Genomic DNA, 26249 nt, shown 5'->3' with positions numbered 1-26249 from the left:
CGGCCGGGCGGCGGACATGCCGGTACCAACGGAGCATTTTGCGGCTTGACAGCGGGCTTCGACAGCCTCCTCGGCCGCGGCGTAATAAGATGAAGACAGGCCGTTCCGTCAACCGGAACGCCGTCACAAACGATGCAAGGAGGCGTAATGTCATGCGAAGCACGATGGAAGCGGACGACGTACGGTCCGCAGCTCACGGCGGAACGAGGGAAGCGCGGGTCGACCGGCCGGCGGACACGGCGGAAGAAAAGGCGGCGCGCCCGAGGCTTACGCTGCGCCATTTGCACAGTTTGATCGAAGCGCTCAGGGAAGAGCATCTGAAACTGGAAATGCGGGTGGACAGGCTGTCGAGCCTGGTGGACCGGCTGGCCGAGCCGGATGCCGGCGCCCGGCGGGAGTCCGCCCTTATCGGAGATCGCATCACGGAGTCTCGGCTTGCCATGCCGGAATTGCCGACAGGGAGGGAAGAAGCCGGCGGCCGCGGAGCGGGTCAATCCGCCGCCGCGGAAGACCGGGCGGCGTTCGGCTTTGCGATCTGGGCCGGCGTCGAACGGGCGATCGGCAACGCCGCCGTCATGCTGGCGGCCGGACGCGACACCGAGTCCGGCGTTGCGGATTCGGATCCCCAGACCGAGCGTGCGGATGCGAAGCCCGCGCCCGCCGCCCTCTTCAAGCGTCAGCGGCCGCCGGCGCACGAGCAGCACGAAGTGCCGATCGAGCATCTGCTGCACGAGCTGCGCGAAGCGGCGCGAATCGCCGATGAGATTGCGGCGAATGCTTCCGCCGATTACCGGGCGAACCCGGCCCACCCGCCGCGGGCGCCGGACCTGTCCGGGGGCGGCGCGTCCGGCGGGGACGCGGAAGCCGGACCGGCGTCGTCCGCGCCGGAACCGGGCGCGTCCGGAACCGCAGATGCCGGCCCGCAAGCGCGGGACGCCTCCGCGGATACGCCGCGGCCTGCCGGCGCCGAAGCAGCCGCCGCAGCGCCGGATCCTTCCGCGGAGTCCGCGGCCTCCGGCCATCGCGGCCCGGTGACCGCGCAGCCGCCGAACGCCCCGGCGGGCGCGCCGCCGCAAACTTCGCAGCGGCAGCCGGCAGCGGACATGCCATCCATTACGATTCCGCGTTCCGAGCGGCACCGCGTGCGCAAGAAGCCTTCTTTATGGACGCGGCTGTTCGGCCGGCAGCACGCGTAATCCTGATCCCGGGGGCCGATTCCGGAGCGGCCGCCGGGATTTTTCATGCCGGCATGCGAACAAGCGGCCGGTCAGGTCCCCGTCCTGACCGGCCGCTTCGCATGTCGACACCATTTCCCGGGAAATGTCGAGCCCGTCCCTTCGAACCTCTAAGCTTTCCCCAGCAACCGGCGCAGCTCGTTCCGTTTCGCGACAAGCTGCCGAAACGCCGCGTCGAGCGCCTCCGGATCGTCGCCGGGCCCCGGCATGCTCAGCTTGCCGAGCGTCTCCGACAGCTTCGTCTCCACCGTCATCAACGCTTCCTCCAGCGCCGCATCCCCGGACTCCGCCATGCGCGCCTTGTGCTCCTCATATTCCCGCCAGCCGCCCTCGAACACGTGCACCCGGCCGTCCCGGATCTCCAGAATGCGGTCCGCCGTCCGGTCGGCGAAACGCCGGTCGTGCGTGACGAACAGCACCGTGCCCGCATAGTCGGCCAGCAGCGATTCGAGCGCCTCGATCGACGGAATGTCGAGAAAATTCGTCGGTTCATCCAGCACCATTACATTCACGTCGCCGACGATCAGCTTCGCCAGCGCCGTCCGGACGCGTTCGCCGCCGCTCAGCACGCCGACCGGCTTGTGGACGTCATCGCGCTTGAACAGCAGCCGGGCCAGCACGGCGCGCACCACTTCCGGCGGCTGCGCCGCCCCGTCGGAGACGTTGTCGAAGACGGTGCGGTCCGGACGCAGAATGTCCAGGTTCTGGCTGAAGTATCCGATTTTCGCCGCCGGGGCGATCGTCACGCCTTCGCCGCCCTCCAGGATGCGCTTCAGCAGCGTCGTCTTGCCCGACCCGTTCGGACCGAGCAGCGCGGTCTTGCTGCCCGCGGGCAGTCCGAACCGGACGTCGCGCCAGAGCAGCCGTCCGGCGGCGTTGGCTTCCAGCCCGTCCACGCGGATGATCATCCGGCTGCCGAGGCGCGCCGCTTCCGGGATGTCCATCCGCACCCGCTCCGGCTCCCGCGGCTTGTCGACCCGCTCGAGCTTGACAATGCGCGTCTTGATCGCCTTGATGGATTGATGGATGCCCTTCTGCACGGAGCCGTAATGATCCTTGCCCATCCGCGCTTCCGACGGGCTCAGGTTGCGCGGCGCCTTCTCCAGGCGCGCCGCCTTCTGCGCTTTCTGCTGAATGGCCGCTTCGAGCTGTCGCCTTTTGTCCACGTAGGATTCGTATTTTTCCCAATGCCGCCGCCGCTCCAGCTCGCGCATTTGCCGATAGAACGAGTAATTCCCGCTGTAACTCGACACGGCGCCGTCCTCGATCGCCCAGATGCGCGTGCAGACGCGATCGAGAAACTCCCGGTCGTGGGACACGACGACGAACGCGCCCTCGTATGCGAGGAGCGCCTTTTCCAGCCTGCGGATATGGTCGGCGTCGAGATGCATCGTCGGCTCGTCGGCGAGCAGCAGCGCGGCGCGTTCGGCCAGCGCCCGCTCCATGCAGAGCGCCGTCGTCTCTCCGCCGCTCAGCGTCCCTTCGTCCGGCTTCAGCTGCGGAATGACCGCCCGCGAACCCGCGATCCGGACCGCCCCGGCATCCGGCTTCACTTCGCCGGCAATCATCCGGAGCAGCGTCGTCTTGCCCGTGCCGTTCATGCCGACAAGGCCGATCCGCTCACCGGATGAGATGCGCAGCTGTTCGGCGCGGAACAGCCGCCTGTCGCCGATGAACATTTCCACCTGTGACGCTTCAAACAACATCGTCATGAAAAAAACCTCCCGTATCCATCTATGTGGACAGGAGGCTTGCGTTATGCGAAAGGCACACGCGCCGCTGCCGCCGCACGGCTGCAGCGGAGGGCGGGCGTATCCATCCCGTATGAAGGCGCGACCCAAGGTCCATGCGGCGGAAGCTGTGCCGCGGCAAGCGCAAGATCCTGTCCGGAAACTGCGAACGAACAAGCCGTATCCGGCGCCTGCAAGGCGCCCGCGGGCAACACGGAACAAGCCGTCATGGACGGCGTCCGCCGTTCGTTCTTCATGCGTCTCCATTCGTCAGGATCTCAGTTGCGCATCGGACCAATGGTCACCCTTTCCGTATCGTGTTGTCCTGATTGTAGCGAAAAATACCGCGTGAATCAACCCGTGCCGTCCGACCCCGTGCGTTCCCACAGATCATCCAGGAGCCGTTCTTCCAGACGGAACAAGGCGTCGAAAGCCCGCCCGGCTTGCAGCAGCTGATCCGGAATTTCGCGCCCGCGCTCCGGCTCGGACGCCGCGTTCGCAAGGCCGGCCAAGTACCGGTCCAGCCGGTTCTCCGCCAGCCGGATCGCCGCGTGCAAATCATCGAGCAGGCTGGCAGCGGCCTCCAGCGCCTGCTCCAGCAACGGACCGAGCTGCTTCTCTGTCCAGGCGGCATGTTCGCGCAGGTCTTCGCGGAAATCGCCGGCTTTCTCCATCAGCCAGCGGATCTCGTCTTCGTGAAAACGGGAATTCCGGTGTCTCAAGATCGATCGGGACAGGACGGCCAGTTCGTTCCACTCTTCCATGAGCAGGCTGCGCTCTTCCTGCAGCCTCTGCATCGCATCGCCCAGCGGGTACAACGGATGCCCGAGTACGGCGTTCAGATCGTCGATAATGCCATGCGCGTGCGGCTTCACGTCCACCCCTCCGATTGTGCATCGTGTTCACTTCGAGGGTAACGGAACCGGAGAGGCAACGCTGTGAAAAGTGTCACAATCCTTGAAAAGATGCCCTGAATAAGCGAAAGTGACCGAATGCGGCACCCGATCCGATGTCCGCATCCGATCCCCGAAGCCGGCGCCTCACCTCAAAACGCCATCGCCGCCCGCACCGCGCGCTGCCACCCGGCATACAGCCGGTCGCGCTCCGCGGCTTCCATCGCGGGCTCGAACCGCTTGTCAAGCCGCCATTGCGCGGCGATCTCCTCCCGGCCGCCGAATACGCCGGCGCCGAGTCCGGCCAGGTACGCCGCGCCGAGCGCTGTCGTCTCGTAGTGCACCGGCCGCTCGACGGGCGTGCCCAGCAGGTCGGCCTGGAACTGCATGAGCAGATCGTTCATCGCCGCGCCGCCGTCGACGCGGAGCGCCTTCAACCGGACGCCCGCGTCCTCCTCCATCGCGTCCAGCACATCCTTCGACTGGTAGGCGATCGACTCCAGCACCGCCCGGATGAAATGCTCCTTCGACGTGCCCCGCGTCAAGCCGAAAACGGCGCCGCGCACGCTGCTGTTCCAATACGGCGTGCCGAGTCCGACGAACGCCGGCACGACATAGACGCCCTCGCTCGATTCGACCCGGCCCGCATACGCCTCCGAATCGGGCGCCGCCTTGATCATGCGCAGGCCGTCGCGCAGCCACTGGATCGCGGAACCGGCGACGAACACGCTGCCTTCCAGCGCGTACTCGACCCGTCCTCCCGCGCCCCAGGCGATCGTCGTGAGCAGGCCGTGCTTCGACGGAATCGCCTTCTCGCCGGTATTCATCAGCATGAAGCAGCCGGTCCCGTACGTGTTCTTCGCCATGCCGGGCTCGAAGCATCCCTGCCCGAACAGCGCCGCGTGCTGGTCGCCCGCCGCCCCGGCGATCGGCACTTCGCAGCCGAAGAACGCATTCGGCGACGTGCGGCCGTACACCTCCGATGACGGCCGCACTTCCGGCAGCATCGCGGCCGGCACACCGATGAGCCGCAGCAGCTCTTCGTCCCATTCCAGCTTGTGAATGTTGAAGAGCAGCGTCCGCGACGCGTTCGTCACGTCGGTGACGTGGAGAGCGCCGTCCGTCAGCTTCGAGATGAGCCAGGAGTCGATCGTGCCGAACAGCAGCTCGCCCCGCTCCGCCCGCTCCCGCGCGCCGTCCACATGGTCGAGCAGCCAGCGGATTTTCGTGCCCGAGAAATACGGGTCGATGAGCAGCCCGGTCCGCTCCCGGATGAGCGGCTCGGCGCCTTCCGCGCGCAGCCGTTCGCAGATGTCCTCCGTCTGGCGGGACTGCCAGACGACCGCATGATGGATGGGACGACCGGTCTTGCGGTCCCAGACGACCGTCGTCTCCCGCTGGTTCGTAATGCCGATGGCGCTGATCTGGTCAGGCTGGATGCCGGCCTGCGCAATCGCCGTGGCCACAACGCTGTGAACGGAGATCCAGATCTCCTCGGCATCGTGCTCGACCCAGCCCGGCTGCGGATAATGCTGCCGGATCTCCTGCTGGGCCTTGGCCGCGATATGGCCTTCCGCATCGAAAAGGATCGCCCGCGAGCTCGTTGTCCCCTGGTCAATGGCAAGCAAGTAAGGGCCGCCCATGTTTCTCACTCCCCGCACTCGTCTGCTCGTTTCTGATTGTAAGCGCTGTAAACACTATAGCCGCCGCCGGCCCGGGCTGTCAACGACGCCCGGCCTTCTTGACGATCAGCACGGGCACGGTGGCGTGCTGCACGACATGATGGCTGACGCTGCCGAGCAGCATCTCCCGCAGCTTGCCGAGTCCGCGGCTGCCGAGCACAATCAGATCGCAGCCGTACGCCCGGGCGTATTCCAGAATGACCGGTCCCGGCGCGCCGTACGCCAGCTCCGCCTTGAACCGGACGATACCGCGCGCGGCTTCCTCCGCCTCTTTCAACAACTTGGACGCGCGCTGCAGTTCATCCTCGGGACTCACGGCCGGCGTGAACAGCATGTCGCCGGCGAATCCGGCCGGCACCGGCGCGACATGCAGCACCGTCAACTTCGTTCCGCCCCCGGCGTCCGCGATGCGCACCGCCTCGCGCAGCGCATGCCTCGCCTGTTCCGAGCCGTCGTAGGCCGCCAGAATATGCCGATAGAGCATAAGCGTACCTCCTCCGCATCCCGCTGGACTCCTTTATTCCTATAATATCTTGGCGCCGGTCCGGTTGGCATTGATGATTTGCGGGTGCTGCAGGTTACGGCAGGTGATCAACCGGCTGATTTCGTTGGCGGAGCGTGCGCCTGGAAGATGCCGCCGAAAACGCATGTTGCCGATGACGCGTCACGCATCGGGTTGAGCGAAGGGGATATGGTCAAAAAGGGATGGAAACCGGCAATCCGCGATTGCGATTTTCCCCACGCCGATATAAAATGAACTTTAGTGGAATCATTTGAACCAAAATGAACGTGAAAAGGAGAGAGTGCACGATGGAGATCCGTTACGCGGTCCATCCGCAGGAAGCCAGGAAGTACGATACGACGGCGCTCAGGGAACATTTTCTCATTGAAACGCTGTTCAAGCCCGGCGAGATCGTGCTGACCTACTCGCACGTGGACCGCTTCATCGTCGGCGGCGTCCAGCCGGCCGGCTCTCCGGTCAAGCTGGAGGCCGACCCGAAGGAGATCGGCGCGGCCACGTTCCTCGAACGGCGGGAAATCGGCATCATCAACATCGGCGGCAGCGGCACGGTGACGGTGGACGGCACGGTCTATGCGATGGAGCCGAAAGACTGCCTGTACATCGGCCGCGGCGCGAAGGACGTCATCTTCGCGAGCGACCGCGCCGACGCGCCGGCGAAGTTCTATTTCAACTCGTGTCCCGCCCACCAGACCTACCCGACGGTGAAAGCGGCAATCAGCGAAGCGACGCCTCGCCATCTCGGCAGTCTCGAACAGTCAAACGAACGGACGATCTACCAGTACATTCATGAAGGCGGCATCAAGAGCTGCCAGCTCGTGATGGGCATGACGCTGCTGAAGCCGGGCAGCATGTGGAACACGATGCCCTGCCATACGCACAACCGGCGGTCGGAAGTGTACTTCTACTTCGACATGCCGGACAGCGGCGTCGTCTTCCACTTTATGGGCGAGCCGCAGGAGACGCGCCACATCGTCGTCCGCAACGAGCAGGCGGTCATTTCGCCGAGCTGGTCGATCCACAGCGGCGTCGGCACGGCCAGCTACACGTTCATCTGGGGCATGGCGGGCGAGAACCAGGCGTTCGACGACATGGATCCCGTCGCCATGCAGGAGCTGCGCTGATCCGTCATGAATGTGCTGAAACGGCATGAAGCCATCATGGAGCAACTGCTCGCGCATCGCGAAGTGACCGTCGCGGAGCTGAGCGAGCGGCTGCAGGTGACGGGCAAGACGATCCGCGAAGATCTGGCGAAGCTGGAGGAGCGCGGGCTGCTCGTCCGCGTCCGCGGCGGCGCGATGCTCGCGCAGCGCGAGCAGTTCGGCATTCTGCCCGAGCGCGGGCCGGTCACGCGCCATCTCGCGGAGAAGGCGGAGATCGCCGCCGCAGCGCTCGAGCTGATCGAGCCGGGCGACACGATCGCCCTCGACGGCGGCTCGACGACGCTGGAGCTGGCCCGCCGGCTGCCGAACGAACCGCTTACGGTCGTCACGAACGACGTGTACATCATCGGCGAGCTGGCGTTCAAGCCGGAGATCCGGCTCGTCGTTCCCGGCGGCAGCCGCGTGCGGAACATGCTGGCCGGTCCGGAAGCGGTGCGGTTCGTGCGCGGCCTCAATCTGCGGAAAGCGTTTCTGACCGCGACGGGCGTGCACGAAACCTACGGATTCTCCATCTACACCGGCGAACTGGTCGAGTTCAAGCGCGCGCTGATCGAGACGGCGATGCACCGCTACATGCTGGCCGACCGGCACAAATTCGGCCGTATCGCGCTGCGCACCTTCGCCGCGCTTGCGGACGTCGACCAGCTCATCGTCGACAGCGGCCTGGACGCGGAGACGGCGGCGCGCTATGCGGCGGCCGGCGCCCGGATTGTCAAGGCGCCGGGCGGATCGCGCGAAGCTTCCGCTTCCGGATCGGAACAAGGACAAGAAAGCGAGGGAATTTCCGAATGAAAGATTGGTTCGACCTGACGGGACGCCATGCGTTTGTTACCGGCACTTCCGGCGGACTCGGGCGGGCGATGGCGATCGCCCTGGCGGAAGCCGGCGCATCCGTCGCCCTGGTGTCCAGCTCGGGCAGCGCCGAGACGGCCGGCATCATCCGCGGTTTCGGCGGCCGGGCGGAAGACATCCCCGCGGATCTGAGCCGTCCGGAAGAAGCGGAACGGGCCTGGCGGCAGGCCGTCGAGACGTTCGGCCGGATCGACATTCTCGTCAACAACGCCGGCATCATCCGCCGCACTCCCGCGGCGGACCATTCGCGCCAGGACTGGAACGACGTGATCGCGCTCAACTTAAACGCCGTCTTCTTCTTGTCCCAGCTCGCCGGAAAGCATATGATAGAGAATGGCTATGGCAAAATCATTAACATTGCCTCCATGCTCTCGTTCCAGGGCGGCATCAACGTGCCGGGTTATACGGCCAGCAAGCACGGCGTGGCGGGGCTGACGAAAGCGCTCGCCAACGAGTGGGCGGGCAAAGGCGTCAACGTCAACGCCATCGCGCCGGGCTACATGGAGACGAACAACACGGCGCCGATCCGCGCGGACGAGCAGCGCTATCGCAGCATTTCCGAACGCATCCCTGCCGGTCGCTGGGGCGTGCCGGACGACCTGAAAGGGCCGGTCGTCTTCCTGGCTTCGCGCGCGTCCGACTATGTGCACGGGCATATCCTCTGCGTGGACGGCGGCTGGATGGCGCGTTAGAACCGAAAGGAGCCTTGTCCCGATGAAGAAACTTCAGTTGATCGGCCGGCTGCACGAGGCGGGCGTCGTCGCCGTCCTGCGCGGCGAATCGCCCGAGGATGTCGTGCGGATGGCGGAGAAGTCGATCGAAGGCGGCATCCGCGCGATCGAGATCACGATGACCGTGCCGTATGCGCTTGAAGCGATCACCGCGCTTGCGAAGAAATATCAGAGCGGCGACCCGGCGGCTGCGAACTATGCGATCATCGGCGTCGGCACCGTGCTCGACAGCGAGACGGCGCGCGCGGCGATTCTCGCCGGCGCCGAATTCGTCGTCTCGCCGAGCGTCGACGAAGCGACGATCCGGCTGTGCAACCGGTATCGCGTTCCCGTCATGCCCGGCGCGGTCACCATCGCCGACATCACGAAGGCGCTCGAGCTCGGCGTCGACGTCGTCAAGCTGTTCCCAGGCAGCATGTTCAGCCCGTCCATCATCCCGACGCTCAAGGGGCCGCTGCCGCAGGCCAACATCATGCCGACCGGCGGCGTCTCGCTGTCCAACCTCGGCGAATGGATCAAATCCGGCGCGTTCGCGGTCGGCATCGGCGGCGATCTGACGAAGGATGCCGTCAAGACCGGCAACTACGACCTGATCACAGACAAGGCGCGCGCGTACATGGACGCCTTCCGCAAGGCGAAGGCGGAATAACCGGCAAAAAAGGCGGTCCGGCTGCATGCCGAACCGCCTTTTTTCATCGCTCACCGATCCGCCCGCGCTGCAAGGTACTTCCAGCTGACCGCAAGGCTTTCGAACGGATCGCGCCGGCAGACGTCCTGCTCGACGATGTACCATTCCATGCCGACTGCGCGGCAGGCGTCCAGAATCGCATCCCAGTTCATGTTGCCTTCGCCGAGCTCGGCGAAATGCTGTTCGTCCTCGTAGATGGCCATGTCCTTCAGGTGCACGACCTTCATCCGGCCGTCCAGCTTGCGGATCCAGGCCGCCGGATCGGCGCCGCCTGCCTGCGCCCAGTACGTGTCCAGTTCGAAATGGAAATCCAGCGGGTCCGTCTCCGCCAGCAGCAGGTCCATCGCCGTGCGGCCGCCGTATTTCTCGAACTCCAGCTTGTGGTTGTGGTAGACGAACTGCAGCCCGGCGTCGCGCAGCTTCCGCGCCGGCTCCGACATTTCGCGGATGAACGCCTCGTACCCTTCGCGCCCGGCTTCGGCGTAATGCCGCGGAATCATGCCGAGCCCGACGTACCGGCAATTCCACAGCTTGTGCTCCGCGATGACCGCGTCCAGGTCGCCGAGAAGACGCGCGTACGGCACATGCGTCGCACAGATCGACAGCCCGTGCCGGTCGGCCGAAGCCTTCACCTCGCGCGGATCGATCGGCCCGATGGCCGACACCTGCACCGCCGTGTACCCGATTTCGGCGACGCGCTGCAGCGTCAAGTCAAGATCCTCCGCCGTCTTCGTAAACTCGCGCAGCGTGTACAGCTGCGCCGCAATCTGCTCCTTCTTCACGCGTGTGTCCCGCCTTTCGCGCCGAACCCTTTTTTATCCGTACACCCGCTCGGCCTGCGCCTGCGCGATCAGGCAGAGCTCCGCCGCCTTGAACGCGTGCGCCTGCGTCATCGCGTGCTCCGTCCGGTTCAGGCAGTCGAGGATGAGCCGGCCGAAATACGGATAGCCGACCTTGCCGCGGCAGTCCATGTAGAACTCGCCTTCCCCGTTCACCAGGTACAGATGCCCGCCTTCCGGCGACCGGGCGATGTCGATGTATTTGCGCAGCTCGATGTAGCCATCCGTGCCGAGGATGACCGTCCGCCCGTCGCCCCACGTGCCGAGGCCGTCCGGCGTCAGCCAGTCGACGCGGAAATAGTTCGTCGCCCCGTTGTCGCCGAGCAGCGTCGCGTCGCCGAAGTCCTCGAGCTCGGGGTACTCGGGATTGCGGTAGTTGCCGACCTTGCTGTGCAGCACCTTCGCGTCCTTGCAGCCGGCGTAGAACAGAAACTGCTCGACCTGGTGGCTGCCGATGTCGCACAGGATGCCGCCGTATTTCTCCCGTTCAAAAAACCACTTCGGCCGCGAAGCCGCATTCAATCTGTGGGGCCCGAGTCCGAGCACCTGCACGACCCGCCCGATGGCGCTCGATTCGATCAGGTCGCCCGCGTGGACGGCGCTCTCCACATGCAGCCGCTCGCTGTAATAGACGGCGTACTTCCGCCCCGTCTCGGCGCAGGTCCGCCTTGCCTCCTCCAGCTGCTCCAGCGTCGTGAACGGCGCCTTGTCGACGAAATAGTCCTTGCCGTGCCGCATCACCTTCACGCCGAGCGGCCCGCGCTCGCACGTGACGCCGGCGGCGGCGACCAGCATCACTTCCGGGTCCTGCAGAATCGCGTCCGCCGAGGGCGCAACTTTCACACCCGGATACGTCTTCACGAACCGCTCGACCTTCGCTGGATCGTCATCGTACACCCATTTGAGCGTTCCGCCCGCTTCAATCAGCCCGTTGCACATGCCGTAGATGTGGCCGTGCTCCAGATCCATCGCCGCGAACACGAACTCGCCCGGCTTCACGACCGGGCTGGGCCTCCCCTGCGGCGCGTAGTTCATGCCGTCTCCCTTCATGGTCTCCGCTCCTCTCTCAAGCCTTCGCGCCCTGCGTCCTGCGCTGCCGCGATTCGTCGATCCGCGCCATCAGCTCCACATGGAACCGGTCCTCGTCAATCGGCATCTCGACCCAGTCGTCCGTCCAGGTCGACAGCAGCATCGCATTGGACAGCATCAGGCCGTGGATGCCGTCTTCGCCCGGCGCGAGCAGCGGCGTCCCCTTGAGCACCGCGTCCGTCCAGTTCTGCAGGATGCCCTTGTGCTGGGGTCCGCTGCCGGGCTCGACCGGAATCTCCACCTTCCAGCACTCCGGCTTGCCGAACAGGCCGCGGTACGACGCGTTGAACTCCGGTTCGGACACGCGCAGCCGCCAGAACGACATCTTGCCGTCCTCGATGACGATCTTGCCCCGCGTGCCGGTCACCTCGAACCGGTTCGTGCCCGGCGCCTCGGCCGTCGTCGCGATGAACACGCCGGTGCCGCCGTTTTCGTACTCGACATAAGCCGTGACTTCGTCCTCGACCTCGATGTTCCGGTATTTGCCGAAGCGGCAGAACGCGCGCATTCTTTTCGGCTTGAGCAGCGTCGTCCAATGCCACAGATCGAGCTGGTGCGGGCACTGGTTGATGAGCACGCCGCCGCCTTCGCCTTCCCATGTCGCGCGCCAGCTTCCGGAATCATAGTAGCTCTGGGGACGGTACCAGTCCGTAATGATCCAGTTCGTCCGCCGGATCTCGCCGAGCTCGCCGCTTTCGACCAGATCGCGCAGCTTGCGGTAGAGCGGATTCGTCCGCTGATTGTACATGATCGCGAAAACGGTGCCCGCCGAAGCCGCCGCTTCGTTCATTTCGCGCACCTGTTTTGTATAGACGCCCGCCGGCTTTTCAATCAGCACGTGCAGCCCGTGCGCGAACGCGCGGATCGCCAGCGGCGGATGATCGTAATGCGGCGTCGCAATCACCACGCCGTCGATCTCTCCGGACGCCATCATCTGTTCCGCGTCGCCGAAACCTTTCACTTGATCGCCGTACTGCTCACGCGCCCATTCCAGCCGCTCCGGCCGGGCATCGCATACCGCAGCCAGCACGCCGCCTTCCACTTCGCCGCGCGCCAGCACATCCGCATGCGAGGTGCCCATGTTGCCGAGCCCGATCACTCCGATGCGCAGCATTGCTTCCACTCCTGACTTTCGGTATTGGTGTTCTCCGCCCCCATCCTAACATTTTGGATATGTCAGCACTTTCACGACAGTAACCGTTTTGCGGCCGTATTTGATCCTGATTGACTTTTTTCTCGATAAAAAAACTCCCGCCCGGCAGCTGCCGTTGTGGTACACTTGGCAGCAAGGAGGAGTTTTCGATGACCCTGCGCGACCAATTCGGACTGCCGATCGACGCATCGTTCAATCAGGATCAATACCCGACAGGCCGGTTCCATGCGCATCCGGAATATGAGATTTACTATTTCCACGGCGGCGGCTGCACCTATCTGATCGGCGGGCGCATGTTCGAGCTCGCCCCCGGCGATCTCATCATCATGCACGGCATGACGCTGCATGCGCCGATCATCAATCGCCGCCTGCCGTATTTGCGGACGATCGTCCATTTCGATCCGGCGTTCGCCGCCGAACTGCTGCGCCCGCCGTTCCAGGCCGACGCGCTGGCGCCGTTCCGCGACCTGGGCAACGCGCGGGTGCGGCTCTCCGGCGAGCGGCGGGAACGGATCGAAGCGCTGCTTGCCGAGATGTGCGGCCTGTACCGGCGGGACGACGCCGTCTCCTGCAATCGGTTCCTGATCGCATTCCTCCGGCTGCTGCACGAAGTGTCCGAATGTTTCGCCGGGATGTCGCCGGGACCGGAGACCGCCGAGCCTTCGAACGCGAAAGCCCGGGGGGCCCAGCGGATCGCCGCCTACCTCGAGGAGCGGTACATGGACGACATCCATCTGGACGTGCTCGAGCGCGAACTCCATATGAACAAATATTACATGACCCGGCTGTTCAAGGCGGCGACCGGGTTCACCATCTTCGACTACCTGTACCAGCGGCGCATCACGCAGGCGAAGCTGCTGTTCCTGCTCGATCCGGAGCGCCCGGTGACGGAGGTCGGCTACGAGGTCGGCTTCAAGCATCCGTCCCATTTCACCCGCGCGTTCAAACGGATCACGGGACAGACGCCGGAGTCGTTCCGGCGCTCGCTGCGCGCCGCGACCTGACGCCCGCGTTCTTGTCCGCGCCCGCCGCTTCCATTCCGACCTAACGCCAGTCCGGATACAGATCGGTCCGCCGGTCGCGCCACGTCGTCACGGAGCCGCTCTCGCGCACTTCTTCGAGCAGCCGCAGGTCGAGATCGGCGGTGATCACCATGTCCTCGCCGATTTCGCCTTCGGCCAGAATGCCGCGCGGCGGGAACGGAATGTCGTTCGGCGTGATGATTGCGGCCTGACCGTAGTTGAGCCGCATGAAATCAACCGTCGGCAGCGAACCGACCGTGCCGGTCAGCACGACGTACACCTGGTTCTCGACCGCCCGCGCATGGCTTGTATAGCGGACGCGGAAGAAGCCGTGGCGGTCGTCCGTGCAGGACGGACAGAAAATGACGTCCGCCCCCCTCGCCTTCGCCATCCGCACAATTTCCGGGAACTCGATATCGTAGCACGTCAACAGCGCGATCGTGCCGTGATCCGTCTCGAACACCTTCAGATCCTCTCCCGGCGCCAGATTCCATTCCTTCACTTCGGTCGGCGTCAGATGCAGCTTCGGCTGCTCGAACACCCGGCCGTCCGGCATGAACAGATGAGCGGTGTTGTACAGCTTCCCGCCCCGCTCGATGACGTGGGTGCCGGCGATGATGTGCATCCCCGTCTCCCTCGCCAGCCCGGCGAACAGCTCGCGGTAGCGGTCCGTAAACTCCGGCAGCCGGCCGATCGGCAGCGCCCGGCCTGTACCGTCGCCGATCGAAAGCAGCTGCGTCGTGAAAAACTCGGGAAACAGCACGAAATCCGCCCCGAACTCCTGCGCGGCGCGGACATAATGCGTCGACTGCGCGGCGAACGCGTCGAATGAATCAATCGTCTGCAGCCGGTATTGCACGGCGGAGACGCGGAATTTTCCGTTTTTCACGCGCTTGTCCTCCTTGCTTCTCGCCATTCCATGCTCCCATTATGCAGGCCGCCTGCCGATGAAGCAAGCATCCGGCGCATCATAAAAGGACCGGCCGCCTCCCGGGCGGTTCCGGTCCTTCCCTGTTTTCGAAAACTATGATTCCCGTCAGGCTTGCTCGGCCGCTTCGATCTCGAGATGGATCTTCACCTCGTCGCCGACCAGCACGCCGCCGGTCTCGAGCGCCGCGTTCCACGTCAGGCCGTAGTCGCTACGCTTGATCGTGCCTTCGGCGCTGAAGCCGGCCTTGTAGTTGCCCCACGGATCTTTGCCGGCGCCTTCGAACGTCACCTTGAACGTCTCGGAGCGGGTGACGCCGCGGATCGTGAGGTCGCCCGTCACTTCGTACTCGCCGTCGCCGGTCCTCTCGATCTTCGTCGCCCTGAACGTCATCTTCGGATGGTTCTCGACATCGAAGAAATCGGCGGAGCGCAGATGCGCGTCGCGGTCGGCATTGCGCGTGTCGACGCTGGCGACGTCCACGCTGAACGCGATGTCCGCCGTCGTCAGATCGTTCGGGTCCGCCTCGATGGAGGCTTCAAACTGGTTGAACGATCCCTTCACCTTCGCAATCATCATGTGGCGGATCGAAAAGTCGATGCTGCTGTGCATCGTGTCGACCGCCCATTTCGTTTTGGCCATCGTTTCTTGCTCCCTTCGACATTTACTTACAAAATAATATATACTTACTTTTCTACTACAGCTATCATAGCGTCCGTCAACCCGGATGTCAACTGTTTCTGCCGGCTCTGCGGCTCCATCGGCGGGGCGCCGCATCAAATGCCGACAACTTCATGTCAAATCCGTTCATCGACGCCGCTTAAGCCTGGCGGTATAATGGAAGGGCATTCAAGACAAGCATAGCCATGCGGCTTCGAGGAGGGGTTCCCCCATGAACAATCTGGCCGGAAGAATCGCGCTCGTGACCGGCGCCGGCACCGGCATCGGGCAAGGCATTGCCGTCGCGCTTGCCGAGCGGGGCGCCAAAGTGGCGATTCACTACAACTCCAGCGCGGACGGCGCGAAGGAGACGCTTCGGCGGATCGAGGCCTTCGGCGGCGATGCTTTCATCGTGCAGGGCAACGTCTCGAACAAGGAAGAAATCGATCGCATGACGGCGGCGGTCGCCGACCGTTACGGCGGCATCGACATCCTCGTGAACAACGCGGCCTTGCAGCTTAACCGTGATCTTCTCGACTACACGCCCGAAGAGTTCGACCGGGTGTTCAACGTCAATCTCAAGGGATACTGGCAATGCATCCAGTCCGCCCTGCCTTACATGAAATCGCGGCCGAACGGGCGCGTCATCCTGATCTCGTCCGTCCACGGCAAGCGGCCGTCCGACTTCGACCCCGTCTACGCGATGACGAAGGGCGGCATCAAGATGCTCGCCCGGGAGGCCGCCATCGAGCTGGCGCAATACGGCATTACCGTCAACGTCATCGAGCCGGGCGCCGTGCTGGTCGCGCGGACGGCGCCGAAGCAGGTCGTGATGACCGAAGAGGAGCGCAAGGCGCACGAGATCCGGTTCCGCAAGAAATTTCCGCTCGGCCGGGTCGGCTTGCCGAAGGATGTCGCCAGCCTCGTCTGCTACATCGCTTCGGATGAAACGGAATATCTGTCCGGCGCGGCCATCCGGCTCGACGGGGCGAACATGCTGCTCTGACGGACAGCCGCCGCTGCCGCCCGCAATAATCCCGGTCCGAATTGCCAATACTAACAGGGAACGCCAACCATGACAGCAAAGGAGCTGGCCTATGAGACGAAAATTTTCGATTCATGCGGCGCTCGCCGCGGGTCTGGCGGCGGTTCTCCTGTTTGCCGCCCAGACGGCGGCCGCGCATCCGGACAAAGGGCAGGCCGCGGACAAAGCCCGGGTTTCGGGCTATGCGCAGGCGGGCATCCTGTCCGCGGCGGCGGATATTCTGAAGCTCGACCGGGATGAACTCCGGCGGGAACTGAAGGAAGGCAAGACGCTCGCCGAAATCGCGGCGAAGAAGGGCATCGGGAAGGATGAACTGATCCGCAGGCTGTCGGAGGCCGCGGCGAAGCGCATCGACGCGCGGGTTGCCGAAGGCAGGCTGACCGCCGCGCGCGCCCGGGAGATCAAGAACGGGCTTCAGGCGCACATCGAAGCGGCCGTGGACTCGCGCGACATCCTGCGCCCGCTTCACCGTCATCCCGGCCATCTGTTCATGATGCACAAGATCGCATCCGTGCTCGGCATGTCGAAGGACGAGCTCAAGTCCCGGCTTGCCGAAGGCAAATCGGTCGCCGAGATCGCGAAGTCCAGAGGGATTTCCGAAGACCAGCTGATCGAAAAGCTGAAGGACAGCCTGACCGACGAACTGCGGCATTTCGTCCGCATGAAGCATCCCGTCCGGAAACCCGGCAATTCCTGAAGCTTCGCATAGACACACATACGCGGCCGATGCGCATCGGCCGCGATTTTTTTCGTTCCTTCCCCTGGACCTGAGTCCAGGAAGAACATATGCCGCAGCATGAGGACGACCGTCCTTCCGGTGTGCTATTCTTCGCGGGCATTGCGCTGATTCTGCTCGGAGCTTATCTGTTTTTCATGCGGGATGAAAACATCAGCACCGGTTCGGTCTTCGCGTACTTCTGGCCGACGCTGTTCGTCATTCCGGTCGGCATTCTGCTTCACTGGCTGTATTTCGGCGTGTTCGGACGCAACGCCGTCGGCGTGCTCGTACCCGCCGGCATCGTCACGACGGCCGGCATCGTCTGTCAGATCGCGACGCTGACCGACGGCTGGTCGTATCTGTGGCCCGGATTCATCCTGGCAGTTGCCGTCGGGCTGTTCGAACTCTACTGGTTCAGCGGAAGGAACAAAGCGCTGCTCATCCCGATCAACATACTCGCGGGAGCGTCGCTCATCTTCTTCGTCGCTTTCTCGATCGGCAATCTGATCGGCAAACTGGCGCTCGGACAGCCGTTTCTCGCGATCGTTTTTATTCTGGCCGGTGCGTTCCTGCTCGCCGCCCGCAGAAGTACGCCGTAACCGCCGTCGGTTTTTTCACTGGGAAATTTGCGTACGGGCTGCAACCTTTCCGTATCCTGGCACGTCCTGAGGATGAAACCAGATAACGGAGGGATGCCATATGAAGACATGGCGGATCATTACGGCAGCGGCAACCGCTTTTGCCCTGGCCGCGACCATCGGGTGCAATGCGGACAATTCGAAGGATCAGAACAACAACGCGCCGGAACCGGCCGTGCAGGATGAAGGACAAGCAGGAGCCGGAGGAACGAATGCTCCGGCGGACAATCCATCGACGGAAGACGAAGGGGTATCCGGCGACGGACAGGGAACCGAACCGTCGACGGACGCGAACGGGGGCGCCGGCGACCAGCCGGTCGACCTGCCGACGCCGGTCGATCCGGCCGAACCGCAGTCGGATGATCCGGCCGCCGGTGAGAGCGGCGATGGCGGAGAAGGCGTAATGACCATTCTGCCGATCATCGAACCTGCGCCGAATACGGAGAATACGCCGGGAGCCGTCAGAGCGCTCCCCGAGCCGACCGATCCCGGACTGACCGCGCCGGACGGAAACGCCTCCAATCCGGGAGGCGGCGTCGATCCGAACACGCCCGTCTCGAAGCAAGCCGCCGTCAACGGTTCCGATTCGGCGGCAGGCACCGTCCCGGGCGCTCCCGCGGATTACGGGGACGGTCGCGAACCCGCGCCTGTCTTGAAAGCCATGCCCGCAACCGGTCAATAAGGATGCAGAAAGGCCGTCCGGACATTCCGTTCCGGACGGCCTTCGAATATCACGAAGCCAGCCGCATCTTCCCTCGTTCCCGATAACGGATCAGGCCGCCGCGCGCGCCTGCGGCTGCCGCGTGCGCCTGCGGCGCAGGTCCGCCCGTGCCTGCTGATGCTGCACCAGCATCTGCAAGGCGGCGGTGGCTTGCGCCGCGTCCGTCTGGGCCAGCGCGGCGATGACGTGCGCATCGGCCCGGCGCAGGGCGGCAGCCAGCGCGCGGACCAGCGCGTGCACCGCGTCATCGGATTGCCCGCGCTCTTCGGCGGCAGGTAGCTCCGTCTGCCGCAGCTCGTCGCGCACGCGCCGAAGCGCCTGCCGGGCGCGGAACAGGGCCGATTTCACGGCGCCTTCCGTCGTGTGCAGCAGCCGCGCGGTATCCGCGGCCGAATAGCCAAGGACGTCCCGCAGCAGGAATACGGTGCGCTGCAGCGGCAGCAGCTGGCGGACGACGGAGGCCAGCATCGCCTCCAGATCGGCCGCCGGTCCGCCGCCGCTGTCCCGTCCGTCAGCGACGGCCGCCTCCGCCGCCTCCCGCGCCATCCGCGCAAGGATTCGGGCGTAATTCCGCTCCCGCCGCACGCGGTCAATCCACTTCTGCCGGGCCAGCCGCATCAGCAGCGCTTTCGGATTCGGATGGCTGCCGAGCGCGCCGGATTCGAATCCTTTGAGCCAGGCTTCCTGCGCCAGATCTTCCGCCTCCCCGGCCGATCCGGTTACGGCGAGACAATATCGGATCAATTCCCGGTCGACTTCTTCGGCACGGCCATTCATCGCAAGGTTCCTCCCGTTGGTTGTGAAATCATCCCCGTATTATAAACGATTCTACTCCCCGAAAGGATACGCGTACCCTCCAGACCTTCCTGTTCGTTTATCAGTCGAAACCAAAACTTGCATGAAGGAGGACAACGCCATGCCTTACGTACCGATTGTGGTGGAGCAGACCAACCGCGGGGAGCGGTCGTACGACATTTACTCTCGTCTTCTGAAGGACCGGATCATCATGCTCGGCACCGCCATCGACGATCAGATCGCGAACACGATCGTGGCGCAGATGCTGTTCCTCTCCGCCGAAGCGCCGGATCAGGACATCTATTTCTACATCAACAGCCCGGGCGGTTCGGTGACGGCGGGATTCGCCATCTATGACACCATGCAAATCATTAAGCCGAAAGTGCATACGATCTGCGTCGGCTTTGCCGCGTCCTTCGCCGCCCTGCTGCTGATGGGCGGAGAACCCGGCTACCGCTTCGCGCTGCCGAACAGCGAGATCATGATTCACCAGCCGCACGGCGGCGCCCAGGGGCAGGCCAGCGACATCGCGATCACCGCGCAGCGTTTCCTGGAAACCCGCGCGCGCATCAACCGCATCGCGTCCGAACGGACCGGCCAGCCGCTCGAGCGGATCGAGAAGGACATGGACCGTGACACGTACATGTCGGCCGAAGAGGCGAAGGCGTACGGGATTATCGACAACGTCATCACGACGATGTAATCGCGACCATCACGCATCCGGGTGCGGCCTGCGGCCCTGGTATCCGTCATGCCAGCCGTGGTAGCAGGTCGCCCGCTCCTCGCCTTCCTTCCAGCAGATCAGCACCTGCTTGCCGTCCACGACGGAAGGAAAATCGAGCAGCCCGGGGAACACCGACTTGAGCAGCACGCCGTTCCGCTTGAAATTGCCGATGATCAGTTCCGCTTCCATGCGCAGAAATTCAATCCGGCTTTCGTCCAGGAAGAACGGATCTTCCGTGCCGGACTCCGGCCGTCCGCCGCTTCCTGCGTGTTTTCGCTTTCGGTATTCCTTTTTCTTGAGGTGCAGAGCTTCCAGGCGGTGTTCGAGCTCGCGGACCAACGCCTGCAGCCGGGCCAGCTGAATCTTCAATTCCGGCAGCAGCGCGTTCGCTTCCGCCAACGTGAACAAGCGGACGTCCACGGCATGCGCCTCCCTTCCCGAATCGCTACCCACTTCTTCCACTCCGGCCCGCTGAAATCCTTCCTCAAGCCGAAAAACAACCCGCAGCATCAAGCCGGCATGCATCAATCGAGCTCATACAGCGGCGCGACGACCGTATATGGCGCATTCGGAACAACGATCGTCGTCTTGCGGCTCGTCACGTCTTCCACATTGGCCGTATCGCCGATCCAGCGGACGAACCGGCCCCGCTGCGGCGGATAGGCGATGATCTCCACGGTCTCGCCGGGCTCGTACGTCCCGCCGCCCGCGCCGCTCACCACATCCAGCACCGGCTTGCCGTCCGTCCGGAACGGAGCTGCCGGGAGGCCCGCGCCGTTGTACAGATTGCCGATCGGCGAGTCGGCCCAGTTGTAGCGGACGGCCGCGGGTGCCTCAACCTGCTCGGACCAGACGACCACTTCAGCGCCGTCAATCTCCGCCTCGGCCCAGTGGAACTTGCCGTCTTCCCCGGCCACCGCGAACCCGAGCAGCTCGCCGTCCGGCGCCGGTTTCACCGGTTCGAGCCCTTCCTTCAGCCCGGCCATCAGCCCCGATTCGGCATATCGGAACTTGAGGCGGACGCGGTTTCCTTCGACGGTCATCGATTCGAAGATCGGGCCGGAAGGCACGACATCCCGCCCGTAGACCGTGCCGAGCGCGCAGTTTGCCGCCCGCCGTCCGACATCCTGCTTGTTCGTCGGGTGGATATCGCCGGGGTTGCCGATGTCCGTCGTCACCACGAGGCAGGCGCGTGGATCGCCCTGCACCGCCTTGAGCTGCGCTTCGCGCACGACGGCGAACCACGAGCGGTCGTTCACCGGCATGCTGACGCTCTGCAGGGAGCCGTATGACGACAGTTGGATGATGACGAACGGCAGCCCGGGATCCCGGAACGTCCTCCGCCAGTCATCGATCCACAGCTTCAGCGTCCGGTGATACGACGCTTCGCCGCCGTTGCTCTCGCCCTGATACCAGAGCACGCCCTTCAGCCGGTACGGCGCCACGGGCGCGATCATGCCGTTGTACAGCGCCGTCGGCGACGTGAAGGCGTCGATCGCCTCGACGCCGATGCGAATCGCTTCCGCCTCCGCTTTGAGCTGCGGAACCTGCCGCACCGCCTCCAGGCTCATCCACGTCTCGATCTTCGTCCCCCCTGCGGCGGCGAATATGATGCCGACCGGCACGCCGGTCTCCCGCGCGACCTCGCGGGCGAAGAACCAGGCCACCGCCGACAGGTTGGGCGCCGTCAACGGAGACACCGGCTGCCAGGTCTGGCGGAGATCGGCGCCCGACAGCGGCACGGCGCTTGTCCGCGCGTCATATTTGACATAGCGGACCAGCGGTTCATTCGCCTGCTGGATCTCTTCCGCCGCATTGATGGCTTGCGACAGCCGCCATTCCATGTTCGATTGGCCGGACGCCAGCCAGACGTCGCCGAACAGGACATCGTTCAATTCGATTTTGCCCGAACGCGAGGATACCGTTATCGTATGCGGTCCTCCCGCCGGATGAACCCCCAGCGAAGCGCGCCATCTCCCCGAAGCGTCGGCCGTGGCCGACGTCGTCTGTCCGTCGAGCGCAACCGTCACCCGATCGCCCGGAGCAGCCCAGCCCCAGATGAATGCTTCCTCATCCCGCTGAAGCACCATATGATCGCTGAAAACCGGGTGAACAAGCGGCTTGCCCTCATGTTCGGATCTCGCCGCATACGAGACGATCGCCTCCGCTTCCGCCTCCTCGCCCGATCCGATGCCGCGCGCGGCCACTTTCAGTTCATAACTGCCGACCCGCGGAGGCAGCCAGATGACGCGGTGGGCATCTCCGTAGTCATTGATCGGCTGCCAATTGCCATTCCTTTCCCTGGCGTAGAAGCGGTATTCCGCAGCGTTGTCGGCAAGCGCGACCAGCGTTACGGGCACATCGGCCGGACCCGAATCCGCCCCGTCCTCCAGGATCAGCTCGACCGACCGGACGGGACCGCCGGCGCCGCCGATGAATTCCGCGTAATCGACCGCGATCCAGCCCCAGTCGCTGGCGATCTCCAGCGTGTTCGTTCCTTCCTTCAGTTCAAATTGGCCGATGACCGCATCGTTCCAATCCCGCGAATCCTTGAACGTGTATTGGAAAGGCGCGGCTCCGTTCAGCCTCAGTGTGTTCGGCTTGTCCCCGCCATACGTCTTGTACCGGACGACGATCATATACGTGCCCGCTTTATCCAGATCCAGCTCAAAGCGGAGGACGTCGCCCGATGCGTCGAACCCTTCGACGAACCATCCGCCGGATGCGTTCCCATCCATGCCGGTCGTCAAACCGTTCAGACCGGCCGATTCCGCTTCGATGAGGAGCGATGAACCCGACCGCCCCTCCGTCCGATCCTCCGCATGATCGGTACGGACCTGCCGCGGCTCCGGCGCATCGTCCAGCCGGCTTGTTTCCCAGATGATAATCGCACCAAAAACGCCGACGAACAGCAGCACCGCCGCCGCAAGCGTGGCAATCGTTCCGCGATCGTTCATGATCATCGCCCCGTAATCTCAGGATCTGAGCTCCTTCACTTCATCAAGTGTAAGAACGTACTCATGATGCAACACATGCCGAATATGGTCTTCGCTGTTCTGAATGCCGTCGTTTATGAAATCGCCGTTCCAGGTGCAGAACCAGCTCCAGTGCGTTTCGGTCTTGACCAGCAGATCGGGATCCGGAATGGGGCCGTTCTCCGTCATGGCCGCCAGCAACAATTCCACCGTCTCCGGAGTCGCGTCCGGATTGACCAGTCGGCGTTCGACCCGGTGTTCCGGACGCTTTCGGGCTTTGCGGATTTTGATGTAATCCATATTGTACCATCCCCAGTTGCGGGAGATAAGCACTTCATTTCGCCCGGTCCGGAGCAGCCACTTGCCCGCATACGCCTCCGTGAATGTCCCGGAAGCGGCCAGCCGGATCTCGGCCGCCTGGCAATCGTCCAGCGACAGCATTGTATACTTGTCGCCGCCCGGACTGCTGTAACCGACCCACATATCATAAAGCCCGTCTTCCGGCGCTTCGACGAACACCGTCAGCGAATCTTCATCGTCATCAAATCCGGTTACATAACCGTCACCCGAGTAGCCGGACAATTCCGCAGCAGCATGAACTCCGTTCAGCACACCGGCTTCGGCTTCGAACAGCAGCGGCTGCATCTCCTTCTCCGGCTGCATCTCCTTCTCCGGCTGCGGCTCCTTCAGGAGCAAAAATGCCGCGGCGGCGGCCGTAACCGCCGCGGCAGCAGCCCCGTCCACAGAACCTGCCTGGCCTTGCTCATCCCTTGCCCCCCGCCGCATCGCGCAAGCGCACCACCAGGCTGAAATGGTCTCCGGGCGGCACCTGGAATGCAAGCCCCGCGTGCATCAACCGGTCGCCGCCGAATGTGCCGAAACCTTCCACCGCATAGTCCCGCTGCGGATCGAGCCCTTTCAGGCGGAGACGCTTCTTCGGCATATGGGGTTCGGCGAGCACTTTGAAGTAAAACAGCAGCGCTTCGGAACGATCTTCCGTTACGAACATCCAGGCAGTCTCGTTCCCCTCAAACGGACTGAGCAGCCGGTACAGCTCACCCTGCTGGACGATCGGCCGGATCGATTTGTAGAGCGCGACCTGCCGTTTGACCTCTTCCTTCTCCTCGTCCGTAAACTTCGTCAGATCGAGCTCGTATCCGAAATTGCCCGACATCGCCACATCGCCGCGCATCTTGAGCGGCGTCACTCTCCCGACCTGATGGTTCGGAACGGCGGAGACATGCGCGCCGATGGCGCTCGCGGGATAGACGAGACTTGTGCCGTATTGAATCTTCAGTCGCTCCACCGCGTCCGTGTTGTCGCTGGTCCAGGTTTGCGGCATGTAATACAGCATCCCCGGGTCAAAACGCCCGCCGCCGCTCGAGCAGCTCTCGAACAGAATATGCGGGAACTCGCCCGTCAGCCGCTCCATCAGTTCGTACACGCCGAGCATATGGCGGTGCGCAATCTCTCCCTGGCGCTCCGGAGGCGCCGCCGCGGAGCCGATTTCGGTCAGGCTACGGTTCATGTCCCATTTGACATAGGCGACCGGCACGGATCGGAAAATGGCGCTGAGCATTCCGTAGATGTGCTCCCGCACGTCCGGACGGGACATGTCCAGCACAAGCTGCGTCCGGGCGAGCGTCCGTCTGCGGCCTTCGACATGCAGGCACCAGTCCGGATGTGCCCGGTACAGGTCGCTGTCCGGGGAAACCATCTCCGGTTCCACCCAGATCCCGAATTTCAGGCCGAGCCGGTTGATCCGTTCCGCCAGACCTTCCAGACCGTCCGGCAGCTTGTCCCGGTTCACGACCCAGTCCCCGAGCGAAGTCGTGTCATCGTTGCGCTTGCCGAACCAGCCGTCGTCAAGGACAAACAGCTCGATGCCGAGTTCGGCGCCGGCTTTTGCGATGGATACGAGCTTGCCGGCAGTGAATTGAAAATACGTCGCTTCCCAATTGTTGACGAGAATCGGCCGCACCTGATCCCGGTAGACCCCGCGGCACAGCCGGGTCCGGTACAGCTTGTGGTAGGTGCGCGACATGCCGCCGAGACCATTGTCGGAATAGACCATTACCGTTTCGGGCGTCTGGAACGACTCGCCCGGCATCAGCAGCCAGCAGAAATCGAACGGATTGATGCCGACCTGAACGCGGACTTTCCGCATCGAATCGACTTCAGCTTGTGCGAGGAAATTGCCGCTGTAAACGAAGCTGAATCCGTACACCTCGCCGCGATCCTCATCCGCCCCGGGCTCCGCCAGCGCAAGAAACGGATTCAATTGATGGCCGCTCATCCCGCGCCGGCTCTCGATCCTCGTGCCGCCGGGTCCGATCGGCCGCCGCTGCAGATGCGCTTCCCGCCCCCAGGCGCCCGCGAGATAGACCGCTTCGTAATCCGGGATGTCCATATCGACGCTCATGCTGAGCGCGCGCAGCAGTTTCAGCTGCCCGCTCCCGCTGTTGATCAGCCGGGCGGAACGGGCAATCGCATTCGAATCCTTGAACACCGTGTACAAGAGCGTGACCCGAAGGCCGGAATACGCGTCCGCCAGTGTGATCTCCAGCGTCTCCGCCTCGTCATCGGCCTCTGCATAGGTTGCGGGCAGTCCTTCGAGCCTCGGCTTGCCCGGAATGATCCGATAGCCTTGATACACCAGTTCCGTAATGCGCGACCCGTCTTCGAGCTGCACCTGATAGGCCGGCGAGCGGAAGTCGCCGCTGCCGTACTGCGGATATTCCTGCGGCATCTGGTCCAGATTCCGATGCTTCGGCAGCCCCGGCATGTCCTGCAGATTGCCGTCCGCGCGCAGCTTCTTCCCCCAGTACAGGTGAACCGGATATCCGTCCACAACCTGCATCACATAACTGACATCTTTGCCTTGCAGGTGAAAAAGGCCAGCTCTTTCATCGATATGTATCGCCATATCCGCCGCTCCTTTTGAACAAAATTTTCTCAATTTTTTTGTAACATATTGGAACATGCGGCAGGCATGGAATAACGTATTGTCTGCATGGATAAATGTCGGAAGTGAGAATGCGGTGCTTCTCGGACTAGTGATGCTCTTTCCGCCGCTTTTTGACCATATCCCCTTCGCTCAGCAACTGCCTTTCCACACACCGCTTTTTTTACCATATCCCCTTCGCTCAGCAGCCGAACTCCGCCTGGATGCTTTTCATCCATATCCCGTTCGCTCATGCGGCGATGCAGCGGAATTCATTGTTCCCTGATTTGACCGAATACAAGACGCGTCCCGGAAAATCATTCAAAAATATCCAACCATCCATTGAAACGAGAACATATGTTTGGTATAATGGGATCAGTCACAATTGTCAGGGGGCTGAGCGGGGATGTTCGCGAATGAGCCGGCACTTCGATTTCTCGATTACCCGGAACAGAAATGCGCCGATCTCCTGATGCAAGCGCGCTGGCCCGGCGGTTTCCGGTG

At 63.6% G+C, this 26249-nt stretch carries 25 protein-coding genes; 11 read left to right on the top strand and 14 right to left on the bottom strand.

Going from position 1 to position 26249, the window contains the following annotated elements:
* Positions 1–152: 152 nt before the first annotated feature.
* Positions 153–1196 carry a hypothetical protein gene (locus KJQ12_RS00600; protein WP_213483052.1) on the top strand — a complete coding sequence of 348 codons (1044 nt, stop codon included), beginning with the start codon at positions 153–155 and terminating at the stop codon, positions 1194–1196.
* Positions 1197–1345: 149 nt separating this feature from the next.
* Here the strand turns inward: KJQ12_RS00600 and abc-f are convergent, their stop codons facing one another.
* From abc-f to KJQ12_RS00580, 4 genes are all read right to left on the bottom strand, one after another.
* Positions 1346–2947 carry a ribosomal protection-like ABC-F family protein gene (gene abc-f, locus KJQ12_RS00595; protein WP_213483051.1) on the bottom strand — a complete coding sequence of 534 codons (1602 nt, stop codon included), beginning with the start codon at positions 2945–2947 and terminating at the stop codon, positions 1346–1348.
* Between the two features lie 371 nt (positions 2948–3318).
* Positions 3319–3840 carry a hypothetical protein gene (locus KJQ12_RS00590; RefSeq protein WP_015253497.1) on the bottom strand — a complete coding sequence of 174 codons (522 nt, stop codon included), beginning with the start codon at positions 3838–3840 and terminating at the stop codon, positions 3319–3321.
* Between the two features lie 170 nt (positions 3841–4010).
* Positions 4011–5501, bottom strand: coding sequence for a glycerol kinase GlpK (glpK, locus tag KJQ12_RS00585; protein WP_213483050.1), 1491 nt, complete (start codon positions 5499–5501; stop codon positions 4011–4013).
* 79 nt (positions 5502–5580) lie between these two features.
* Positions 5581–6024 (bottom strand): universal stress protein, encoded by a 444-nt coding sequence (locus KJQ12_RS00580; protein ID WP_015253495.1) that lies wholly within the window; start codon positions 6022–6024, stop codon positions 5581–5583.
* Between the two features lie 326 nt (positions 6025–6350).
* Here KJQ12_RS00580 and kduI point away from each other — a divergent pair, with 326 nt between their 5' ends.
* From kduI to KJQ12_RS00560, 4 genes are read left to right on the top strand one after another with little or no spacing between them, the layout of a single operon-like run.
* Positions 6351–7184, top strand: coding sequence for a 5-dehydro-4-deoxy-D-glucuronate isomerase (kduI, locus tag KJQ12_RS00575; RefSeq protein ID WP_015253494.1), 834 nt, complete (start codon positions 6351–6353; stop codon positions 7182–7184).
* 6 nt (positions 7185–7190) lie between these two features.
* Entirely contained in the window at positions 7191–8015 is an 825-nt protein-coding gene (locus KJQ12_RS00570; RefSeq protein WP_015253493.1) for a DeoR/GlpR family DNA-binding transcription regulator, read from the top strand.
* Positions 8012–8767, top strand: a complete 756-nt coding sequence (gene kduD / locus KJQ12_RS00565; RefSeq protein WP_213483049.1) for a 2-dehydro-3-deoxy-D-gluconate 5-dehydrogenase KduD — start codon at positions 8012–8014, stop codon at positions 8765–8767. Before KJQ12_RS00570 ends, kduD begins: the two co-directional genes overlap by 4 nt.
* Positions 8768–8789: 22 nt before the next feature.
* Complete coding sequence (locus KJQ12_RS00560; protein ID WP_015253491.1) at positions 8790–9455, top strand: bifunctional 2-keto-4-hydroxyglutarate aldolase/2-keto-3-deoxy-6-phosphogluconate aldolase; 666 nt, start codon at positions 8790–8792, stop codon at positions 9453–9455.
* A gap of 50 nt (positions 9456–9505) precedes the next feature.
* Here the strand turns inward: KJQ12_RS00560 and KJQ12_RS00555 are convergent, their stop codons facing one another.
* The 3 genes from KJQ12_RS00555 to KJQ12_RS00545 are packed head-to-tail and all read right to left on the bottom strand — an operon-like array spanning position 9506 to position 12536.
* Positions 9506–10276, bottom strand: coding sequence for a sugar phosphate isomerase/epimerase family protein (locus tag KJQ12_RS00555; RefSeq protein ID WP_015253490.1), 771 nt, complete (start codon positions 10274–10276; stop codon positions 9506–9508).
* A 33-nt stretch (positions 10277–10309) separates the two neighbouring features.
* Positions 10310–11383, bottom strand: a complete 1074-nt coding sequence (locus tag KJQ12_RS00550; RefSeq protein ID WP_213483048.1) for a Gfo/Idh/MocA family protein — start codon at positions 11381–11383, stop codon at positions 10310–10312.
* 16 nt (positions 11384–11399) lie between these two features.
* The gene (locus KJQ12_RS00545; protein WP_213483047.1) at positions 11400–12536 is read right to left on the bottom strand and encodes a Gfo/Idh/MocA family protein; all 1137 of its coding nucleotides are present in this window, start codon (positions 12534–12536) and stop codon (positions 11400–11402) included.
* A 188-nt stretch (positions 12537–12724) separates the two neighbouring features.
* Between KJQ12_RS00545 and KJQ12_RS00540 the strand changes: the two genes are divergently transcribed.
* Complete coding sequence (locus tag KJQ12_RS00540) at positions 12725–13579, top strand: AraC family transcriptional regulator (protein WP_213483046.1); 855 nt, start codon at positions 12725–12727, stop codon at positions 13577–13579.
* A 40-nt stretch (positions 13580–13619) separates the two neighbouring features.
* Here the strand turns inward: KJQ12_RS00540 and KJQ12_RS00535 are convergent, their stop codons facing one another.
* Together KJQ12_RS00535 and KJQ12_RS00530 are read right to left on the bottom strand one after the other, a co-directional pair.
* Positions 13620–14513, bottom strand: a complete 894-nt coding sequence (locus KJQ12_RS00535; protein ID WP_213483045.1) for a carbon-nitrogen hydrolase family protein — start codon at positions 14511–14513, stop codon at positions 13620–13622.
* 120 nt (positions 14514–14633) lie between these two features.
* The gene (locus KJQ12_RS00530; RefSeq protein ID WP_213483044.1) at positions 14634–15167 is read right to left on the bottom strand and encodes a YceI family protein; all 534 of its coding nucleotides are present in this window, start codon (positions 15165–15167) and stop codon (positions 14634–14636) included.
* 250 nt (positions 15168–15417) lie between these two features.
* Here KJQ12_RS00530 and KJQ12_RS00525 point away from each other — a divergent pair, with 250 nt between their 5' ends.
* The 4 genes from KJQ12_RS00525 (at position 15418) to KJQ12_RS00510 (ending at position 18268) form a co-directional block, all read left to right on the top strand.
* Positions 15418–16191, top strand: coding sequence for an SDR family NAD(P)-dependent oxidoreductase (locus tag KJQ12_RS00525; RefSeq protein ID WP_213483043.1), 774 nt, complete (start codon positions 15418–15420; stop codon positions 16189–16191).
* 91 nt (positions 16192–16282) lie between these two features.
* Positions 16283–16927: a hypothetical protein gene (locus KJQ12_RS00520; protein WP_213483042.1), complete on the top strand. Its 645-nt coding sequence runs from the start codon at positions 16283–16285 to the stop codon at positions 16925–16927.
* A gap of 89 nt (positions 16928–17016) precedes the next feature.
* Complete coding sequence (locus KJQ12_RS00515; protein ID WP_213483041.1) at positions 17017–17547, top strand: hypothetical protein; 531 nt, start codon at positions 17017–17019, stop codon at positions 17545–17547.
* A 100-nt stretch (positions 17548–17647) separates the two neighbouring features.
* Complete coding sequence (locus KJQ12_RS00510; RefSeq protein ID WP_213483040.1) at positions 17648–18268, top strand: hypothetical protein; 621 nt, start codon at positions 17648–17650, stop codon at positions 18266–18268.
* A 90-nt stretch (positions 18269–18358) separates the two neighbouring features.
* Here the strand turns inward: KJQ12_RS00510 and KJQ12_RS00505 are convergent, their stop codons facing one another.
* The gene (locus tag KJQ12_RS00505) at positions 18359–19084 is read right to left on the bottom strand and encodes an RNA polymerase sigma factor (RefSeq protein ID WP_213483039.1); all 726 of its coding nucleotides are present in this window, start codon (positions 19082–19084) and stop codon (positions 18359–18361) included.
* 121 nt (positions 19085–19205) lie between these two features.
* Between KJQ12_RS00505 and KJQ12_RS00500 the strand changes: the two genes are divergently transcribed.
* Positions 19206–19805 (top strand): ATP-dependent Clp protease proteolytic subunit, encoded by a 600-nt coding sequence (locus KJQ12_RS00500; RefSeq protein WP_213483038.1) that lies wholly within the window; start codon positions 19206–19208, stop codon positions 19803–19805.
* A gap of 9 nt (positions 19806–19814) precedes the next feature.
* On the opposite strand, the gene KJQ12_RS00495 is transcribed toward KJQ12_RS00500, so the two are convergent.
* From KJQ12_RS00495 to KJQ12_RS00480, 4 genes are all read right to left on the bottom strand, one after another.
* A complete protein-coding gene (locus tag KJQ12_RS00495; protein WP_213483037.1) occupies positions 19815–20246 on the bottom strand; it encodes a DUF2203 domain-containing protein in 432 nt (143 codons plus the stop codon).
* 104 nt (positions 20247–20350) lie between these two features.
* Positions 20351–22783 (bottom strand): sialate O-acetylesterase, encoded by a 2433-nt coding sequence (locus KJQ12_RS00490; protein ID WP_213483036.1) that lies wholly within the window; start codon positions 22781–22783, stop codon positions 20351–20353.
* 18 nt (positions 22784–22801) lie between these two features.
* Complete coding sequence (locus tag KJQ12_RS00485; RefSeq protein WP_244860333.1) at positions 22802–23587, bottom strand: CBM35 domain-containing protein; 786 nt, start codon at positions 23585–23587, stop codon at positions 22802–22804.
* A complete protein-coding gene (locus KJQ12_RS00480) occupies positions 23565–25727 on the bottom strand; it encodes an alpha-galactosidase (RefSeq protein ID WP_213483035.1) in 2163 nt (720 codons plus the stop codon). Before KJQ12_RS00480 ends, KJQ12_RS00485 begins: the two co-directional genes overlap by 23 nt.
* Positions 25728–26249: the final 522 nt, after the last annotated feature.

Origin of the sequence: Thermobacillus xylanilyticus (genome assembly GCF_907165215.1) — a bacterium.
GTDB classification, from domain to species: domain Bacteria; phylum Bacillota; class Bacilli; order Paenibacillales; family Paenibacillaceae; genus Thermobacillus; species Thermobacillus xylanilyticus.
This window is presented reverse-complemented; position numbering and strand designations above follow the sequence as displayed.